This is a genomic window from Arsukibacterium sp. UBA5043 (assembly GCA_002415085.1).
Classification (GTDB): Bacteria; Pseudomonadota; Gammaproteobacteria; order Enterobacterales; family Alteromonadaceae; genus Alishewanella.
The window spans coordinates 50452-69961 of sequence record DIBV01000009.1 but is presented as its reverse complement, the minus strand read 5'-3'; the positions used below and the strand labels follow the sequence as shown (position 1 = coordinate 69961).

The 19510-nt window shown below is 50.1% G+C and carries 15 protein-coding genes and 1 pseudogene; 10 read left to right on the top strand and 6 right to left on the bottom strand.

What is annotated here, in order from left to right; genetic code table 11:
* The first annotated feature begins 76 nt into the window (after positions 1–76).
* Genes B2Q61_RS10085 through B2Q61_RS10075 form a run of 3 tightly spaced genes read left to right on the top strand, consistent with a single transcriptional unit; the run spans position 77 to position 4217 of the window.
* On the top strand, positions 77–2458 hold the full coding sequence (locus B2Q61_RS10085; RefSeq protein WP_290619714.1) for a fatty acid cis/trans isomerase: 2382 nt from the start codon (positions 77–79) through the stop codon (positions 2456–2458).
* A gap of 57 nt (positions 2459–2515) precedes the next feature.
* The gene (locus B2Q61_RS10080; RefSeq protein WP_290619712.1) at positions 2516–3598 is read left to right on the top strand and encodes a DUF2891 domain-containing protein; all 1083 of its coding nucleotides are present in this window, start codon (positions 2516–2518) and stop codon (positions 3596–3598) included.
* Between the two features lie 10 nt (positions 3599–3608).
* The gene (locus B2Q61_RS10075) at positions 3609–4217 is read left to right on the top strand and encodes a DUF502 domain-containing protein (protein WP_290619710.1); all 609 of its coding nucleotides are present in this window, start codon (positions 3609–3611) and stop codon (positions 4215–4217) included.
* 11 nt (positions 4218–4228) lie between these two features.
* On the opposite strand, the gene B2Q61_RS10070 is transcribed toward B2Q61_RS10075, so the two are convergent.
* Complete coding sequence (locus B2Q61_RS10070; RefSeq protein WP_290619708.1) at positions 4229–4852, bottom strand: LysE family translocator; 624 nt, start codon at positions 4850–4852, stop codon at positions 4229–4231.
* Positions 4853–5080: 228 nt separating this feature from the next.
* Between B2Q61_RS10070 and B2Q61_RS10065 the strand changes: the two genes are divergently transcribed.
* A complete protein-coding gene (locus tag B2Q61_RS10065; RefSeq protein WP_290619706.1) occupies positions 5081–5626 on the top strand; it encodes a helix-turn-helix transcriptional regulator in 546 nt (181 codons plus the stop codon).
* A gap of 4 nt (positions 5627–5630) precedes the next feature.
* Here B2Q61_RS10065 and B2Q61_RS10060 read toward each other — a convergent pair whose 3' ends face one another.
* Entirely contained in the window at positions 5631–5879 is a 249-nt protein-coding gene (locus B2Q61_RS10060; RefSeq protein ID WP_290619704.1) for a CopG family transcriptional regulator, read from the bottom strand.
* 185 nt (positions 5880–6064) lie between these two features.
* Here B2Q61_RS10060 and B2Q61_RS10055 point away from each other — a divergent pair, with 185 nt between their 5' ends.
* The 3 genes from B2Q61_RS10055 (at position 6065) to B2Q61_RS10045 (ending at position 7552) form a co-directional block, all read left to right on the top strand.
* Positions 6065–6520 carry a hypothetical protein gene (locus B2Q61_RS10055; protein WP_290619702.1) on the top strand — a complete coding sequence of 152 codons (456 nt, stop codon included), beginning with the start codon at positions 6065–6067 and terminating at the stop codon, positions 6518–6520.
* Complete coding sequence (locus tag B2Q61_RS10050) at positions 6517–6732, top strand: hypothetical protein (RefSeq protein ID WP_290614471.1); 216 nt, start codon at positions 6517–6519, stop codon at positions 6730–6732. Before B2Q61_RS10055 ends, B2Q61_RS10050 begins: the two co-directional genes overlap by 4 nt.
* 349 nt (positions 6733–7081) lie before the next feature.
* On the top strand, positions 7082–7552 hold the full coding sequence (locus B2Q61_RS10045) for an SRPBCC family protein (protein ID WP_290619700.1): 471 nt from the start codon (positions 7082–7084) through the stop codon (positions 7550–7552).
* A 693-nt stretch (positions 7553–8245) separates the two neighbouring features.
* Here B2Q61_RS10045 and B2Q61_RS10040 read toward each other — a convergent pair.
* Genes B2Q61_RS10040 through B2Q61_RS10030 form a run of 3 tightly spaced genes read right to left on the bottom strand, consistent with a single transcriptional unit; the run spans position 8246 to position 14046 of the window.
* Positions 8246–9628: an efflux transporter outer membrane subunit gene (locus tag B2Q61_RS10040; RefSeq protein WP_290619698.1), complete on the bottom strand. Its 1383-nt coding sequence runs from the start codon at positions 9626–9628 to the stop codon at positions 8246–8248.
* Positions 9621–12770, bottom strand: a complete 3150-nt coding sequence (locus tag B2Q61_RS10035; RefSeq protein ID WP_414631480.1) for an efflux RND transporter permease subunit — start codon at positions 12768–12770, stop codon at positions 9621–9623. Before B2Q61_RS10035 ends, B2Q61_RS10040 begins: the two co-directional genes overlap by 8 nt.
* Positions 12771–12777: 7 nt before the next feature.
* A complete protein-coding gene (locus tag B2Q61_RS10030) occupies positions 12778–14046 on the bottom strand; it encodes an efflux RND transporter periplasmic adaptor subunit (protein WP_290619696.1) in 1269 nt (422 codons plus the stop codon).
* 330 nt (positions 14047–14376) lie between these two features.
* On the opposite strand from B2Q61_RS10030, the gene B2Q61_RS10025 reads away from it, so the two are divergent.
* The 3 genes from B2Q61_RS10025 (at position 14377) to B2Q61_RS10015 (ending at position 18027) form a co-directional block, all read left to right on the top strand.
* Positions 14377–14991 carry a TetR/AcrR family transcriptional regulator gene (locus B2Q61_RS10025; protein ID WP_290619695.1) on the top strand — a complete coding sequence of 205 codons (615 nt, stop codon included), beginning with the start codon at positions 14377–14379 and terminating at the stop codon, positions 14989–14991.
* Positions 14992–15092: 101 nt separating this feature from the next.
* The gene (locus B2Q61_RS10020) at positions 15093–16019 is read left to right on the top strand and encodes a DMT family transporter (RefSeq protein WP_290619694.1); all 927 of its coding nucleotides are present in this window, start codon (positions 15093–15095) and stop codon (positions 16017–16019) included.
* Between the two features lie 127 nt (positions 16020–16146).
* Entirely contained in the window at positions 16147–18027 is a 1881-nt protein-coding gene (locus tag B2Q61_RS10015) for a hypothetical protein (RefSeq protein ID WP_290619693.1), read from the top strand.
* A 46-nt stretch (positions 18028–18073) separates the two neighbouring features.
* Here the strand turns inward: B2Q61_RS10015 and B2Q61_RS10010 are convergent.
* Positions 18074–19138, bottom strand: a pseudogene (locus tag B2Q61_RS10010) (peptidoglycan DD-metalloendopeptidase family protein); the annotation flags it as partial.
* Between the last annotated feature and the right edge of the window lie 372 nt (positions 19139–19510).

Genomic DNA, 19510 nt, shown 5'->3' with positions numbered 1-19510 from the left:
ACTTTAAGTCGCCATCATGGTCAGATGTCGGTAGTATGACCATATAAAAATCGACAGGCACCACGGAGTAGTAGCAGTGTTCAGAGCGCATTACCTGAAATTTAGCATCGTCATTTTACTTTTTGGCTGCCTGGGTTTTGTTGCCCTGTCATCCTTTAAACTGGATTTAAACTACGGCAAAGCCTCAGCAACCAACAGAGCCGCATCAACAGACGCCACTGCAGCACAGGCCGAGTTATACCAACAACTGGCAAAACCTATTATTGAACGCCGTTGTGTAGTTTGCCACGCTTGTTATGACGCCCCGTGCCAGCTAAAAATGAGTTCAGCGGCAGGTATTAGCCGGGGGGCCAATCCACAGGCGGTATATGACGGCGCCAGAATTACTGCAGCCACTCCGCAACGTTTATTTATTGACGCCTCAGGGCCGTCAGAATGGCGGGAACGTAGCTTTCATCCGGTGTTAAATGAGCGAAAGCAAACTGCCGAGGCCAATATCCGGGGGTCTCTGCTGGCACAAATGTTACTGCTAAAACAGCAGCATCCGCTGCCGCCAGCCACCAGGCTGGATGACAGCTTTGATCTCAGCCTGAACCGTGCCCAGCAATGCAATACCATTGAACAGTTTGACCGCTACGCCAGCAACCAACCGTTAGCCGGCATGCCCTATGGCTTACCTGGCCTGGCAGATGATGAACACAAGGTACTGATTGATTGGCTGGCCAGCGGCGCCGCAATGCCGGAATCATTGAAGCTGTCTGAAGCGGCGTTAACGGCAGCAAATCAGCTTGAGCAATTCCTAAATGGCGACTCTCTGAAAATGCAGCTTAGCGCCCGCTATATTTATGAGCATTTATTTGCTTCGCATTTGTATTTTCCGGCCCTGACAAAGCCAGACCAGCCACCGCAGTTTTATACCCTGATGCGTTCGACAACGGCACCGGGCCAACCAGTAAACGTTATTGCCAGTCGCCGGCCATTTGATGACCCCGGTGTTAACCGGGTTTATTACCGGTTAGTACCGGTTCTGGCCAGCATTGTTCATAAAACCCATCAACCCTACGCGATTGACGATGCACTGCTGGCCAAGTGGCAGCAATGGTTTGCTACTGCCGATTATCAGGTATCTGCGCTGCCGGGTTATCAGCCGGAAATTGCTGCTAACCCACTGACTGCGTTTGCAGAATTGCCGGTAAACGCCCGCTACCGCTTTATGCTGGAGCGGGCAGAACATACCATCATGGGTTATATCAAAGGTCCGGTATGTCGTGGCCAGGTTGCACTGAATGTTATCAATGATCATTTCTGGGTCTATTTTGTTGATCCCGATCTGCTAAACTCGGCCGAGCTCGAAAAGTTTTACCAAAGCCAGCAGGCTAATTTAAGACTACCGGCAGAAGATGAAAGCACCACCTTGCCTACACACTGGCTGGATTTTGCTAAGCGTCAGGGTAATTTTCTGCGGGCCCGTAATCAGTTTCTGGCCAACGCGGTCGATCCAAAGCATTATCTTACCCCTGCCACAATCTGGAACGGTGACGGCACTAATCTCAATGCCAGCCTGACGGTTTTCCGCCATTTTGACAATGCCACGGTAGTTCAGGGTTTAATTGGTGCACCACCAAAAACGGCCTGGGTAATTGACTATGTATTACTGGAGCGTATCCATTATTTGCTGGTAGCAGGCTTTGACGTACACGGAAACTTTGGCCACCAGTTAATGACCCGGTTGTACATGGACTTCCTGCGGATGGAGGGAGAATCAAACTTTCTGGCTTTTCTGCCACCGGCACAACGCCGGGCAGAACTGGCAGACTGGTACCAGAACTCGGCGCCGGAATTAAGCCGGTTTCTGGGTGAAGATATTAACCCTTTTGATCAGCCCAGCGGCATCAGCTTCAACACAGATAACCAGAAAGCAGAGCTGTATCAGCTGTTTGGCCAACACCTGCAACAGGTGCAACCTGCTAAACACCAGCTTGCCAACAGCACACTGAGCAATAGCAGTACGCAATTACTGCAACAGCTCGCTAAGTTAACCGGTGTACCCGCTACTATTTTGCCGGAAGTTACCATGATCAAGATAGAACCGATTGACGGTAGTGCACCAGAGCTGTTTACCCTTATCCGCAACAGTGCCCATTTTAATGTCAACAGCCTGTTTGCCGAAGAAGATAACCGTAATCCGGCAAACGACAATATGACGTTGGTCCATGGCTTGCTGGGCAGCTATCCCGATGCGTTCTGGCATTTACAGGAAACTGATATCGGTAAATTAGTCACAGCGGCGCAGCATATAAGTAATGAACAAGATTACGCCAGTTTGCTCGACCAGTTCGGAGTCCGGCGCACTAACCCAAACTTCTGGACATTTAGTGATAATATCAATGCGTTATTTCAGCAGCGCAATCCGGTTACCGGTGGCTGGCTGGATTACAACCGGCTGGAAAACCGCTAGGCCATGGACGTGCAACTTTCAACAACACGTAAACTAATAAGCTGTCGGAGATAAAAAATGAAATTATGGGTTTGGGTAAGCAGCCTGGCGTTCGCCATGCTTAGTCTGGCAACCGCTGCAAAGAGCAGCACTGACAGCCATGCGTTAAATCTGGCTGAAGCCAATAAGCTGGTCAGCCTGCCGCTGCATTGTGTTGAAACACCCTACCCTTATAAAACCGGGGTCGTGCTGGCCAGCGCAGCAGATGTCAAAGAACCGATAGCCATGCATCCGGTGTTTTATGGCTGTTTTGACTGGCATAGTGCAGCTCATGGCTACTGGTCAATGGTCAGCTTGCTGCGGCAATTTCCACAGCTGGAACAGGCCGCAGCAATAAAAGCTATCCTGAAGCGCAACCTGACGGCAGAAAAAATAGCGCAGGAAGTGGCGTTTTTCAGTAAAGATATCAATGCGTCGTTCGAGCGCACTTATGGCTGGGCCTGGTTGCTAAAGCTATCCGACGAGCTGCATGCCTGGCAGGATCCATTGGCCAGTGAGCTGGCCACTAACCTGCAACCGCTGGCCGATTTGCTGATAGAGCGTTATATCAGTTTTTTACCGCGGTTAGTTTATCCGGTGCGGGTGGGTGAGCACACGAATACCGCTTTTGGCTTAAGTTTCGCTTATGACTACGCCATCAACCGCGGCCATAGCCAACTGCAACAGCTTATCGCACAGCGGGCCAGAGACTATTTTTTACAGGATAAAAACTGCCCGATTAACTGGGAGCCCAGCGGCTATGATTTTATTTCACCCTGTCTGGAAGAAATCGGCCTGATGCAACGTGTTTTACCGGCGGAGCAGTTTTTACCCTGGTTAAACGGTTTTATGCCGCAACTGGCCAATCCTGACTACCAGCTGGCACCAGGCAAAGTAAGCGATCGCACCGATGGCAAACTGGTGCATCTGGATGGCTTAAACTTCAGCCGGGCCTGGAATTTATACGCGCTGGCCAAACAATATCCACAATACGGTCATCTTCGCCACGTCGCTGACCAGCATATGGCATACTCTTATCCTAACCTGATTGGCGACAGCTACGAAGGCGGCCACTGGCTGGGTAGCTTTGCTATCCATGCCTTAAACAGCAAACAGCAGTAAAGGGTTTTTTATGCGGGTTATTGTTAAAAGTTTACTGGCGGGGCTGGCGATTATTCTGCCGCTGGTTATTACCATTGAGCTGCTGCGCTGGCTGCTGCACACCGTTGAAACGCTGTTAAGCCCGCTGCTGCAACTGGTATTGCCTGCCCAGTGGTACTTGCCTGGCATGGCCATACTGGGCTTTATTCTGCTGTGTATTGCGATTGGTTACAGCTCGCGCTGGCCCAGCTTTAACTGGTTATGGCAATTGCCCGGTAAAATTATGATGAAGCTGCCAGGCACCAGGCAAATTTACGGCATGCTGCAGGATATTATCGACCTGATGTCAGGCAAAAATTTCAAAGATGGTTCAGTAGTTATGGTAAAACTGCCAGCATCAGAAATTGAGCTGATAGGCATTATTACCAAACAAGGCGGCCAGACTGATGATCGGATGTCATCCCTGATGGATGAAGAACAGCTGGCAGTGTTTATCCCAATGGCTTACAACGTCGGTGGCTATACCATTATTATCCCGCGCAGCTGTACCCGTAATATCGATATGAAACCGGCCGAAGCACTGCAGCTGGTATTAAGTGGTGGTTTAGGCAGCAATAAAGCGCCAGGTAAAAGCTGGTAGCCCGGCATAAATTAGCCGAGCAGCATCCACAGCGCCACGCCAAACATCAGGCTGGCGCCAATCCGGTTTAAATACTGCACCCGGTTAGAGCGGGTTAAAAATAGTGCCAGTGCTTTGCCACCACTGGCATATAACAGCATCGATAAAAACTCTAACAGTAAGATAATGCTGATTAAAATCACCAGCTGTGGCCAGAACGCCAGCTGGCCGTCGATAAAAGGCGGCAACAGCGCCATATGAAAGGCCCAACCTTTCGGGTTAGATACCGCAGTAATAAAGCCCTGGCTAAACAAGGTACGCCTGGGTAGCAGTTGTGGTACCAGCCCTGCGGTGGGTATCGCCAGCTTGCCTCTTGCCCGCCACATCTGCACACCAATATAGGTCAGGTAGCAGGCGCCGAGCACTTTAAACCACTGAAAAACCGCCGGAAACTGCAGCATCAGCGCCGCCACCCCCAGCACCGCCAACACGGCAACCAGGCCAACGCCGAGCATCTCGCCCCACATCATCCAGAAGGTACGGCGCACGCCCTGGCTCATGCCCAGGGTCATCGCCAGCGTCATACACATACCCGGCGTCACCGACACAAATAAAAATGTTGGGATAAAAGCGCCCATCAGGGCCAGATTAACCATAGCAACCTCAACTGCAAACTGGCGCTATTCTCTCTGGTTGTTCAGCACTCAGCAAGAGGCTTGGGCAGAGATTTTATGGTGTTGAGCGCAGTAGCAAAAGCCACAAATGTATAAACGCAAAAGAAAATAGCCCCCTCAAGGTTGTCATATGACAACCCAGGTATTGGTAACTATAATTTTGTCAACATTTCAGTAAATAGAAACGCTCTAAGCTTAAGGAGTAAGCCGATGAAACTATATGAGTTTACTTTAAAGTTTGCCTTGCCGGATGCTGTCCATAATGCCGAAAACTATGTTGCCGCACTGGCGCAATCTGGCTGCGACGATGCCCTTATTGGTATCGGCCAACCAGGCCGCATTGCACTGCAATTTAGCCGTGAAGCCAACAATGCTTTTGCTGCAATAACCTCTGCTATTAAAGATGTAAAAACTGCCATTCCACGCGCATCCCTTATTGAAGCTACTCCCGATTTGGTTGGCTTAACAGATATTGTCGACTTACTCGGTTTTAGCCGGCAAAATATGCGAAAGCTTATGCTCAGCCATAGCCAAAGCTTCCCCGCCCCATTGCACAGCGGCAGCACCAGTATCTGGCATTTGGCTAAAGTGCTTAGCTGGTTTACCAAACAGCAAAACAAAGCAGTAACACCGGAGATCGCTGAAGTGGCTCAGGTAACCATGCAGGTAAATATCGCCAGATCACTAAGCGAGCTGCAACCCGACACCCATCACGAGTTTATGCAAATTCAGGAAGAGCTGGCGCAGTATCGGTAGGCTTTCAATCTTTGCAGACTTTCTCAACTGACACTCGCGGCATATCTGTGCCATGCTCTGTACGCAGCAATTCTTGCAGCGGAAATTCCTGCCAGCTGCCAGCCATATCACGAATGATTTGCGGCCAGGTGTTGGCTAAGCGCTGTTGAATTAAACTAGCCAGCCACTGGTCTTGTGTCATCTTCGCCTCGGCTGCAGCTTGCTTTACTTGCTGGATAAGCTCGTCATCCAGCTTAATAGTGATTCGCGTCATAGCTACCTCCAAACTTCCATTTAACAGTAAGTATAACTTTGCATAATGCAGAATCCAGTCAAACAAAACATTCGTTACTAGATAATTTCCGCAGCGCCAGTTCTTGCTTTTGTCGCTTCAAATACATAAATTAATTACTATAATTTAACACTTAAATCACAATGCAAAAATAAGGAACTAGAACTATGGAACAACAATCTGTTTTGAAGGATGTTTTCATCTCAATGGGTGAACTGGAAAGGTATTTCGATGGCGCAGTACCAGTGAATTTGTGGCGCGGTCTGAACATCAAGAAAAACACTGCTCTGTTTGACCTGATTGAAACCCCCCACAAAATGTCGAATGGCAGGATCCGTAAGCCAGATATCACCATTGAAAACGGTTGGGTTAAGGTTAAACATTGGCCTCGGGGCATTTCTACTTTTGATAAACCCGGAGTACCAAAGGGAAAGGACTGGGTACATTACATCATTCCAGCGGGAACACCGTTACCTCGCGGTTTAGCGATTGTTAAAGACTCTTACAACGAAACCTTTATGGCAACGCACTACACTATCGCCCCGGCCCATGATATGCCTATAGCTACATTCAGAAATCTGCTAAGGTCTTTCGCAGCTCAAATTGAAAGGATAGCAAAATGATTGAAATTTCAAACGCCGCTGCGCCTTTGTTAGTACAGGCGTTACGTGACGCGGTAAGGTACAACGAACAGCTGTTAACCAGTGAAACCTTACGTGACCGCGCTGACTATGAAGAGTACTTAATGGAAGTAAGTCAGCTTTACGCTGAGGTTAAGGCGCAGTACAAAAGGATTGAAACTGATGTTGGTATAGCGTTAGACGATATTGTTTAGCTACCTGCAGCTGACTGGCGTTAATTCCCTCATAGGAAACGCCAGCCGCGGTTTGCAAGACCGGCGGAGGATCGTTTGAGTAAGACATATACCTTAGATGAACTCAGGGAAATGAAGAGCAAAACCAACATGCTGCGAGTTAAAAATACCACTGAGTTAGATATTTTGTAGCAGATCTTTGCAGACCCAGAAACACCCTATCTGACTGATGAAGAACTGAAAGAATTGACTACGCCAGGAGAACGGCAGAACAACTAAAATAAATTGCTTCCACCTGTCGAATCCGGTATTGCTGTTTCGACTAAGCTGTAATTCAGAAAATTATTGAGTTAAGCGCTGGAGAATCAATATGTCAGGTAATACCGTAACATTGCACCGGGTTATCAAAGCAACACCAGAGCGGCTATATCGTGCCTTTTTAGATGCAGATGCACTGGTGAAATGGTGCCCGCCACATGGCTTTACCGGCAAGGTGCATAGTATGGATGTACGGGTGGGCGGTGGCTATAAAATGTCTTTTACCAATTTTAATACCGGTAAAAGCCATAGTTTTGGTGGCACGTATCTGGAGCTGAAACCAAACGACCTGATCCGCTATAACGACCAGTTTGATGACCCCAACCTGCCGGGGCAAATGCAGGTAACCATCCGGTTAAAACCGGTACTGTGCGGCACTGAATTGCATATTGAACAAAGCGGCATACCCGAAGCAATACCGCTGGAGTTTTGTTATGCCGGCTGGCAGGAATCATTGCAATTGCTGGCGTTGTTGGTTGAGCCGGAAATACCTGATCAGGGCGAGGATAATAGCAATAAGTAAAGCAACTTTGTCACGCTAGCCTAACAAGCAATAGCTGACTTTTTCGGATCTCTATTTGTAGTCTTGAACTGGCGTCACGCTTAAAATTGATTCTTTCAAACGCCAGTCCAGTTGTGTCATTTTGCCATCAGTAATTAGAATTTTGTCGTTCAGGTCGCTGGCGTATTTAACTTTTAATCGCCCCAGCAATTTATCGATCGGATAAGGCCGCTAGCCTGCGTCTGTAACTGTTAATGTCATGAAATAAATTCCATTCAGTTGTAAAACCTCCATAGTCATGTTCAGTTTTTTTGGCCAACATTTACTACATTATCAACTGGTTTTTTAGGCATTCGGCCCAGTGTCGCATTCCATTCTATTCTCACTTCCGGGTTAGGCAGAGTCCAGCACTCCCCGTTTGAATTTAGAAAGCACACCCACATAAGATGCTGCTCAGGCCCGTAATCTATTACACCGTGGGCCAAGGCAGATTCATTTTTTGAGGGAATATATAGCGGCAAGGAGGGATTAAGTTGGGTAAACATTGGCGGCCTCCGGGTAATAGTTCACCATGCACAAAAGTTGAATAAACTTTGCAGAATCCGGACCACAATTTTTCTAATCACTGGGGGTTATATCAAGCGTAATGTTCGGTAGCACGAAAAAAGCCGGTATTACCCGGCTTTGTTCTATTCCAGTAACAGTACATCTGCCCTACATCAGCTGAATACCGCCACCAAAACTGCGGTAAATGCCCACCAACCGGATAAAACTTTGCTGTTGCAGTTGCGCTAACTGGTCGCGGCTTTGCAGCAGTTCTCGTTCGGCGTCCAGCAAGTCCAGAAACTCACCGGTACCGGCGTTGTAGCGCTGACGGGCAATCTGCACCGCCTTGTTACCAGCCTGCCATTGTAGTTCAGTGCTAAGTTGCTGCTGACGGCTTAAGTTGTAGCTGTTAAGCGCTAACTGCATTTCGTTGATGGCGTTAAATACCTGCTGTTCAAACTGGGCCAGCGCCATTTGGCTGCTGGCCTCGGCCTGGCGGATACGGGCTTTTACCGAGCCTAAATCTGCCGCCCGCCAGCTTAACGTTGGCGCCACGGCCCAGCTTTGGCTGTCACTGCCCACTGTTAAACCCGGGCCGGAGATAAAACCCAGAAAACCACGTACTGACAAATTCGGATACAAGTCAGCCGTTGCCACACCAATTTCAGCCGTGCGGGCTGCCAACACCCGCTCAGCACTGGCGACATCGGCGCGGTAGCGCAGGTAGTTCTCCCCGTTAACCAGCGCGACTGGTTGTTTTAACTCAGGTAAATGCGGCACCGCGCCTAGTTGTAACTGACCTGGCCGCTGCCCCAGCAAAGCCGATAAGGTGGCATCGGCCGTTAACAGCGCCACCCGGTAGGCCGGCATCATCGCCTGTACCTGATGCACCTGCACCTCTATCTGCGCCAGCTCCAAATCAGAAGCCATACCGGCTTCTAAGCGCGCGAGCACAATAGCCCGGCTTTGTTGCAGATTTTGCAGGTTTTGCTCTGCCACTACTAAGCGCAGCTGGGCGCCCCGGTACTCACCGTAACTGGTTGCCACCTGGCTTATTAACTGCACCTGGGCGTCATGCCATAAAATATCCGCCTGCTCTGCCTGCGCCTCTGCCGCTTCAGTGGCCCGGCGCAGTTTACCAAATAAGTCCAGATCCCAGCTTAAATTGGCGCCGCTGCTGTAACCACGGCTGATTTCGCCGTCATCAGCTGGTGATATGGTCGGGTTTTCACTGGCCTGGTAACCGGCGTCAACGGTCCCTTTCGGTAAAAAGTCGTTATTGGCATCACGAAACACCGCATACGCTCTGTCAACGTTAGCTCTGGCCTGCGCCAGAGTACGGTTTTCAACCAGGGCCTGACTAATCAGCTGGTTTAACGCAGCGTCATCAAACGCCTGCCACCAGTTCTGGCTATGCTCTGCCCGTTGGTACGGGCTGTTAACGCTGATATCAGCAACCTTAGCCGGTGCCTGATAATCCGGGCCTACCGCACAGGCGCTTAATGACAGCAGCATCACCGCAATAGCTGATAATTTAAAGTTATTACCCATGAGTAACCTCTGCTTTATCTTCACCACGCTTGGCCAGCACGTAGTAGAACAACGGGGTTAAAATTAAGCCAAACAAGGTGACACCTATCATGCCGGAGAATACCGCCACCCCCATCGCCTGGCGCATTTCCGCGCCAGCTCCGCTGGAGAACACCATTGGCACCACCCCCATAATAAAGGCGATAGAGGTCATCAGTATTGGCCGCAGCCGCAACCGGCCCGCTTCGAGGATCGCTTCCATCGCGCTCATGCCCTGATCCTGTAACTCTTTGGCAAATTCAACAATTAAGATGGCGTTCTTCGTTGCCAGCCCCACCAGCACAATAAAACCAATTTGAGTGAAGATATTGTTGTCGCCACCGTAAAGCAGCACGCCACTCAGGGCCGATAACAACGTCATCGGAATGATCAGAATAATCGCCAGCGGTAAACTTAAACTCTCGTACTGCGCCGCCAACACCATAAACACCAGCAGAATAACCAGCGGGTAGATAAACATGCCAGCATTACCAGCCAGAATTTGCTGGTAGGTCAGTTCGGTCCACTCGTACGTCATACCATTGGGCAGGGTTTCAGCCAGTATTTTTTCAATGGCTGCCTGGGCTTCGCCGCTGCTGTAACCTGGCGCCGGGCCACCGTTAATTTCAGCGGTGGTAAAGCCGTTATAGTGCATTACCCTATCTGGCCCTGCGCTATCAGTAACATTAATAAAGGAGCCCAGCGGCACCATATCACCGGCGTTATTGCGCACTTTTAACTGGGCAATTTGTTCCGGCGTCTGGCGAAACTGCTGTTCGGCCTGCATATTCACCTGATAAGTACGACCAAACTGGTTGAAGTCGTTGACATAGACCGAGCCCATATAGGCTTGCAGCGTCTGAAACACCTCGTCCAGTGCCACACCTTGTTGTTTGGCTTTGGTGCGATCGATATCTAAATCCAGCTGCGGCACATTCACCTGATAGCTGGAGAAAATGCCAGCCAGCTCTGGTGTTTGCCAGGCTTTCATCATCACTTGCATCGTCACGTTATACAGCTCTTCGTAACCATGGTTTGCACGGTCCTGAATTTGCAGCCGGAAACCACCAATCGTGCCCAGCCCCTGCACCGGCGGTGGTGGGAAAATGGCAATAAACGCATCTTCAATACCGGCAAACTTCTGGTTCAGTGCCGCGGCAATAGCTCCGGCTGACATTGATGGATCGGTCCGCTCGCTGAAATCTGTCAGTGGGGTAAAGACAATGCCGCTATTCGGGCTATTGGTAAAACCATTGATGCTCAGACCCGGAAAGGCGACAGAGTTGGCAACACCGGGTTGCTCCAGCGCGATCCGTGACATTTCTTTAATAACCGCGTCTGTGCGCTCCAGTGAGGCCGCATCCGGCAACTGGGCAAAAGCCACTAAGTACTGTTTATCCTGGCCAGGCACATAACCGGTAGGGGTGCTGGCAAACTGCAGGCCGGTTACCCCAACCAAGGCGATATACATGACGCCAACAATGGCACCAAACCGGATCACTTTTTTAATCAGCCAGCCATATCCTCTGGATAAACGGGCAAAAAAGCGGTTAAAAGGTGCAAACAACCAACGGCCAAACAGCTTATCCATGCCGCGGGTAAGCGCATCTTTTTTCTCGCCATGGCCTTTTAGTAACAACGCCGACAGCGCCGGGCTCAGTGTTAACGAGTTAATCGCCGAGATAAAAGTAGATATGGTAATGGTTAACGCAAATTGCTTATAAAACTGACCGGTTAAACCCGACATAAAGGCAGTGGGAATAAACACCGCCGCCAGCACCAAGGTGGTGGCAACAATTGGCCCGGTGACTTCTTTCATCGCTTTTTGGGTAGCCGCAATCGGTGATAAGCCCTCGCTGATATTACGCTCGACGTTCTCAACCACCACAATGGCATCATCGACAACGATGCCGATGGCCAGTACCAGACCGAACAGCGACAGTGCATTTAGTGAAAAGCCAAGCAGATGCATAAAGGCGAAGGTACCCACCAGTGATACCGGTACCGCCACCAGCGGAATAATAGACGCACGCCAGGTTTGTAAAAACAGCACCACTACCAATACCACCAGCAGCACAGCCTCAAGCAGGGTTTTTACCACCGCCTCAATAGAGCCGCGCACAAATACGGTTGGGTCATACACAATGTCGTACGCCAGGCCATCCGGAAAATTCTGCGATAATTCGGCCATTTTCGCCCGGACATCGTCGGAAATCTGAATGGCATTGGAGCCGGAAGCCTGAAAAATAGGTAGCGCAACGGCGTCTTTATTATCCAGCAGAGAACGCAATGCATAAGTCGATGCGCCAAGCTCCAGTCTTGCGACATCTTTCAACCGGCTGATTTCACCATTAGCACCCACCTTAATAATAATATTCTCAAACTCGTCCACCGCCGCCATCCGGCCTTTAACGTTAATCAGTAACTGAAAATCGGCATCGCCACTTGGCTGAGCACCTAAACTGCCGGCTGCGGCCTGCTGGTTCTGCTCACGAATGGCCGCCGTAATTTCGCTTGGGGATAAGCCCAGCGCTGCCACTTTGTTCGGGTCCAGCCACACTCGCATACTGTAATCGCCAGCGCCAAATAAGCGCACCGCGCCTACGCCTTCAACCCGCGCCAGTTCATCTTTTACATTCAACGCAGCATAGTTTGACAAATACAGCATGTCGTAGCGGTCATCAGGTGACGTTAAATGCACCACCATGGTTAAATCCGGTGACGACTTTTCCGTCACTACGCCCAATCGCTGCACTTCCTGCGGTAAACGGGGCTTAGCCCGCTCTACCCGGCTTTGCACCTGGGTTTGAGCTAAGTCGGCATCAGTGCCAATGGCAAAGGTAATGGTTAAGGTCATCCGGCCATCGGATGTGGCCTGCGATGACATATACAGCATGCCTTCGACGCCATTAATTTCCTGCTCCAGCGGCGAGGCCACTGTTTCAGCAATCACCTTCGGGTTGGCACCAGGGTAGTTGGCCGTAACCACCACCGTTGGTGGCACCACTTCCGGGTATTCAGTAATTGGCAACTGCCATACTGCAATCGCACCGGTAATAAAAAACAGCAGCGAGATCACCGCGGCAAAGATCGGCCGGCGGATAAAAAATTGTGACAACATGATGATTTCCTTAACCGCGACCCGGCGCTTTGCCGGTGATTACTGTGGGTGCATTGGCAGCCTGAGCGGTAAGCGCGGTGTTTACCTGGTCCAGCAGCTGTTGTTGCTGACGAAGGTCGGCAAGTTGCTCATTGCTGGCCATCGGTACTAATTTGGGTTCAATTTGCATATTGGGCATCACCCGCTGCAGGCCGTTAACCACAATTTTGTCGCTTGCGGTCAGGCCGTCAGTAACGATGCGCAGACCGTTTACTTTTTCACCCAGGGTTATCGCGCGGTATTCCAGCTGGTTATTGCTGTTTACCACCAGCACAAACTTGTTATTCAAATCGGTGCCAATGGCCTTTTCGTCTATTAAAATGCCGTCGTAGCTGGCACTGCCGGCCAGCCTGATCCGGGCGAACAAGCCGGGCAGCAGGCTGTTGTCAGGATTGCTGAAACTGGCACGGATCCGGATGGTACCGGTCTGGCTATTCAGCTGATTATCAACAAAATCAATCTGGCCATGGTGGGAATAATGTTGCTCGTTCGCCAGTGCCATAGACACCGGGTTGGCGCTGGCCTCACGGGTATCAGCACGCTTGCCCTCGTCGCTCAGGCGGGCGTATTTCAGATAGCTTTGCTCGTCTACATCAAAGTAGGCATACATTTTGTCAGTCGATACCAGGCTGGTTAACTGGCTCTGGCCAGCGTTAACATAATTGCCTGCTGTTATCAGGGCATAAGATACCCGGCCACTAATCGGCGCGCGGATACTGGTGTAGCTTAAATCCAGCTCGGCCCGCTGTAATGCTGCCCGCACCGAGGCCACCGCCGCAGCGGTTTGTTGCTTGCGGGCCTGCCGGCTGTCCAATAGCTCGGCAGAAATAGCGCGCTGGGCACTTAGCTTCTCGGCACGGCCATACTCGGCGTCAGCCAAAATGGCGGCACTTTCCACACTTTGCAGTTCTGCTTTTAACCTTGCTACCTCAGCCGCAAAAGGTCTGGGGTCAATTTGCACCAGTAAGTCACCTTTGTTGACCAGGGCACCTTCGTTAAAATGCACCTGCTCAAGATAGCCAGATACGCGCGGCACCAGATTAACGGTTTGCGGCGCCTGCAAGCGGCCGGTGAACTGGTCCCACTCGGTCACGCGTTCATTTACCACCTGCGCCACGCTGACTTGTGGTGCTGCTGCAACCTGCGTCTGATCGGCAGCTTGTGGATTGCCACACGCCGCCAGTGCTAACGCTGCTGCACTTGCCAATAGAAAAACGCTTATCGTGTTTTTGGTGCTCATAACCCAATTCTCCGTGCTGTCGCTTTATTTTAGTGCTAGACTTGCATTCTGTACCGCCCGGTAAATATATAGGATGACAGAAAACTGTCAATCGATTTATGTACCGCACGGTAAATAAATATGTTTATAGAGTAGATTATTCGGTTATAAGCCGTGTTGAATGGTAAATATTGAACACAAACCGCTAGTCAGCTGTCTGATGCGAATGGGAAAGACAAAATTATGGTACTGCCATAACATGACAAAGGTACTACAGACGATATTGCCCTTGCTGGACATCGGCTATTTTGCTGTTTACTCTATAGGCAGTTTTAATGCAGGAGCTGAACAATGACAGCAGTAAGTTGCTCTCCGACCATTGGCCGGCCTCGTGCTTTTGATATGGACAAAGCACTGGAAAGTGCGTTGGAAGTATTCTGGCGCAAAGGCTATGACGGGACATCGTTAACCGATTTAACCGAAGCCATGGGTATTAACAAACCCAGTTTATATGCTGCTTTTGGCAATAAAGAGCAGTTGTTTTTAAAAGCAATAGAATTTTATGAAAGCCGGCCTTGCTCGTTCTTTTTGCCTGCACTGGAAAAACCTACCGCTTATCAGGTAGCGGAGCATATGTTGTATGGCGCCGCAACGAATATGGCGGATCAAAGTCACCCGCAAGGTTGTGTTGTAGTGCAAGGCGCCCTGTCATGCAGTGAAGCAGCCGCAGCCGTTAAAGAAGCTCTGCTGAACCGCCGGGTAGAAAGCGAGCAAAAGTTACGCCAGCGGTTTGAATTGGCCGTGCTGGACGGCGACTTACCGGCAGCCACCGATACGCAAGTGCTGGCTCGCTATCTTGGTACTGTACTGCAAGGCATGGCCATTCAGGCCAACAATGGTGCCACAGTTGAGCAGTTACGCCAGGTGGCCGACATGACATTGCTAGCTTTTCCCCGCAATAACTAACCGCGCTACCGGGGCAAAATAAATATTCTGCCCCGCTACTGTTTTAACGCCTGCCAAGGCGCTATGATCGCCGCCTTTATTGTTGTCTGCGCCTCCTTGCTATGAAAAATGCCCTGCTATACCTTGTTACCGTTCTTATCTGGGGATCGACCTGGTTCGCCATCGAGTTTCAGCTGGGTGAAGTGGCAGTGGAAGTGTCGTTAACTTACCGCTTTGTGTTATCGGCGCTACTGATGTGGCTGTTTTGCTGGTGGCGCCGCCTGCCGATGCGCTTCAGTGCCAAAGATCATGGTTTTATTGCCCTGCTGGCCCTGTTTAATTTTGCCTTAAACTATATTTTGATTTATCAGGCGCAGCAGTATTTAACCTCTGCCATGACCGCCATCGCTTTTACCACTATGTTACTGATGAACATCATTAATACCCGGCTGTTTTTTGGTAAGCCGGTTGCAAAACGTATTTATTTTGGCGCCCTGATGGGCATTGCCGGCATTGTGGTGCTGTTTTACCCCGATTTAGATGGCCTGGATTTCACCAATGCCAGTTTAATTGGCCTGGTGCTGGTGCTGGGCAGTGCGCTTAGTGCATCATTGGGCAATATGGCCAGCGTCCGTAACTCCCGTGCCGGCTTACCTATTACTCAGGTCAATGCCTGGGGTATGCTGTATGGTGCCGTTGGCCTGACAGCGCTGGTGTTAATTAGCGGTACGCCTTTTACGTTCAGCACCTCGCCGGCTTTTATTATTTCGTTGCTGTACTTAGCGGTGTTTGGTTCGGTTATTGCGTTTGCCACATATTTTGCCTTGTTAAAAGGCATGGGCCCGGAAAAAGCCAGCTACACCATCGTACTGTTTCCGCTGGTGGCGGTAGTGCTTAGCACCCTGTTTGAAGACTTTGTCTGGAGTAGCTACACCTTTAGTGGCTTTGCGCTGGTGCTGCTGGGCAACGTCCTGGTATTAACCCCGTTTTCGAAAATTAAAGCATTTTTATTTAAACCAAAATTGCCAGCGCAGCCTTTAATGCCCTGACCAGTAAGGCCTAACGCCTGCTAATGCTATAAAAATCAGTAGAGAGACCAGCAAATAATTGCAAAAACTGGAGACTCAGGCAAGATAACTTCAATTCCAACGATTTGAATATAAAAAGGATGTAATCATGGCATATGATTATGGTAGTGAGTCCTTAGGGATCCGTAACCCATTTAAAGCAGAAGGCCTGCTGCGCGCCGTACGCGGTTTAATAGTTAGCTTGCTCGGCATTTACCCGCTGTTACAAGTCGTTAGTCTGGTTCAACACGATAAAACGCTGGCATGGATATATGCAGGTGTCGGGTTTTTATTGCTGGCAGGCGGATTAAAAGCACTGGGTAGTGGTATTGCCCAGATGATGCGATTTTTTGTCGGTCGCAGCGTACCCACCTCGCTGGCACCAAACTTTAGCAAGTCTGAGCGGGAAACGGCAAAACTGGAACAGCCCCATTATAAAAGTATTGATCTTGAAGAAATGCTGATGGGCCGCAAGAACAAAACCTTTGTTGAGCCAGAAGGCTTTATTTCCCGCATGGTACATACTCTGGTACCCAAGCTGATTTTTCTGCCTTACCCGCTTCGTAATCTGGCGCAACGTTTCGCTGGGGCGTTAATTGCTACTGCCGTTGCGCTGTTAGCCTATGCATTGACAGCATTCGTGTGTTTAACCGGGCTTGCCGGTGAAACCGGCGATATCCTTTTGCCTTTTTTCTCTTTTGTGCTGGTGGTGTACTTAATTTTAAGCTGGCGCAGCGCTAGTACCGTATACCGCAAGGCGGAAAAAACCATTGAAACCCAGGGCAAGCTGAAACTGGCCAAAATTATGGCCTTTGCTATCCTGGCACCGGTACTACTGGGTTTAGCGATAAATTTCCTGTTGCAACAGCGCGAAGTACAAAATTTTGTCAGTGAATTACAAACCTCTGAACTGCAAAGCTTTGCCGTGATACCACAATTATTGCTGGTGCTGGTTTTTGGCGCGATTAGTGGTGCTTTTATTTTTCTGCTGTTAAAACAGCGCACTGCCAAAGTGCAGGCGCAGACAAAAGTATCTGAGTATCGTGCTAACTGGCAGGAAAACATTCACCCCCGTGAGTTGTTCGTCAATATCGATAATATTGTTATGGCAAACCGCCGTTACATGGAAATTCCTAACCGTGTATATCGTGAACTGACCCCTAACCTGAACGAGCAATCGGAAAGCAAAGGTGATTTTAATGGTGAAGTAATGATAGAAACCCAGCCTGCTTATGCGCCGCTGGAACATACCGCTTTATTTAAACACCTACGCATTTGGGCGACGATCACAGGCCAGTTGCTGCTTTTGATTGGCCCTTTTATTTTGTTTTATCTGCTTTTTGAGGTACAAACTGTACTGACCCTGGTGCGCGAATTTGCTGCGCTGGCGAGTCCTGGTGATGCCGCATCCCAGAGCTTTGTAGTTAATCTGTTTAATGAAAGTCAGTTTATCTTAAGCCTGATTTTCAGCTGGCTTATTTGCCACAGCTTTGGCCGCCTGCTGGAAAATTACAGCCACACCTTCTGGGCAGAACTGAATTTTGACTCGCTGCTGGTATATCTAAAATGCGAAGGCACTTATACCCAAAGTAAACTGACCACAGGTAAAGGCATTTATGACTCTACCTCATCGGAAAATTATGTCATGCGCTCCTCGTTAACCCCGTGGATCATCAGTTCGCGCATTATGAGCAGCACCTTTGCTGACAGCGGCGCCAAAAATGTCGAGCATCCGCGGCATATTCTGGAAATGCAGGACAATCCGCAGGAAATGCAGGCGATAATTGACGATATTCAAAGCTTTTTATCTGAGCGTGAAACCATTGCTAACGTTAAAAATGCGCAGGATTTATCGAACACTGAACAGATATATCAGATTAATCAGCAATCACGTGCAATGCCGGTAACACCGGATCAAGCCAGCCTGGCCAGCCCACAACAAGACGCTGAGGCCAGTCTCAACCATCAAGTAGGGCCGGAGAAAGCCTGAATCTGCTAACCCTGCTCTAACCCCGTGCCGCAGCAGCGGCACGGGGCTATTGCTGCTGCACCAGCATCGTCTCTTCTTCCATTTGTTTAATCATAAACGCCACCCGCTGTAAAAAAGCATCGCGGCTGTCAGCCGGGATCGGCTCTGCCAGCGGTATTTGCGCATTCATCGGGTTTACCGGCCGGTTGTTGACATGTAATTCATAATGCAAATGGGCCCCGGTTACCCGGCCGCTGGCCCCGGATAAGCCAATCCGCTGGCCTCGTTCTACCTGCTGGCCGGGGCGAACCAGGCTTTTATGCAGATGCAGATAGCGGGTTTTATACTGGCCATAATGCTGAATTTCGATATAGCGACCGGCGTAGGGGTGGTTCTCTACCCGGACAACCTTACCCTCGGCTGCCGCCAGTACCGGTGTGCCGGTTGGCGTCGCAAAATCAGTGCCGTTGTGCGGCTGCACCCGGCCGGTTACCGGGTGCAGTCGGCGTGGATTAAAATCATCACTTATCCGATAGTTACGGGCTAACGGCACCCGCATAAATGCCCGCTGCAGGCTTTCACCATTGGCGTCATAAAACTGGCCATTGTCATGCAAAAAAGCACTGAGCTGCTGGCGACGGTTAAACAGCCGTACCCCTTCAATCCGGCTCAGGCCGGTTGCGGTGTCGCCAACAAAGTTGTCGCTGCGCACTACCTGAAAGCGGGCGCCCGCCTGAATGTCGCGCGAGAAATTAAGCCGATCCCGGAACAACTGATGCACGGTGGCAATGTCGGCATCGCTTAAACCGGCCTGTTTCGCCGACTGATAAAAACTGCCGGCTATTGTGCCTGTCAGGGTGCTGCTCTGCCACTCACCCTGGTCAAGCAACTCCTGATAACTGAATTCGCCATCGGCTTCACGCTGATACAGCACCCGGTTACCGGCATGGATAAACAGCTCCATCGCCTGTAGTTGCTGATTATCATCCAGCTGAAAGGTCAGATTATTACCTGGTCGCAGTACATCCAGCGCTAACAGTGATTGATCAGCAGCCATTATCTGCTGCATTTGCTGCTGGCTGAAACCCTGGCGTGAAAATATCCGGCTTAAGCTGTCGCCGGCCTCAATAGCATAGCGCCGGGATAGCTTAACGTCAGGGGATGGCGGCGGTGTTGACGGCAGTGAACTCTGTGATTGCCTGGCATGCTGCCCTTGCTGAAGCAGCGGCAATTGCCGGGCCAGTTGCCACCCTAAAGCGAACAGGCCAGGCATCGCCCCAGCCGATTCAGATTCAGCGATATGTGTTGGATCGGGCCACAAGATGATAATGGCAGTCAGCATAATAAGCGACTGCGTTGCACGGCGGTGCATTAATGGCAGAATCGCAGAATGCTGCGACACAGGGCTCGGCATTAAATAGCGCTCCAAAATTTGGCGGGTAGAAGAATAACCTCAAGCTCACCCCGGCGCCAGCTAATCAAGTAAGTTACAGGCAGTAAATGG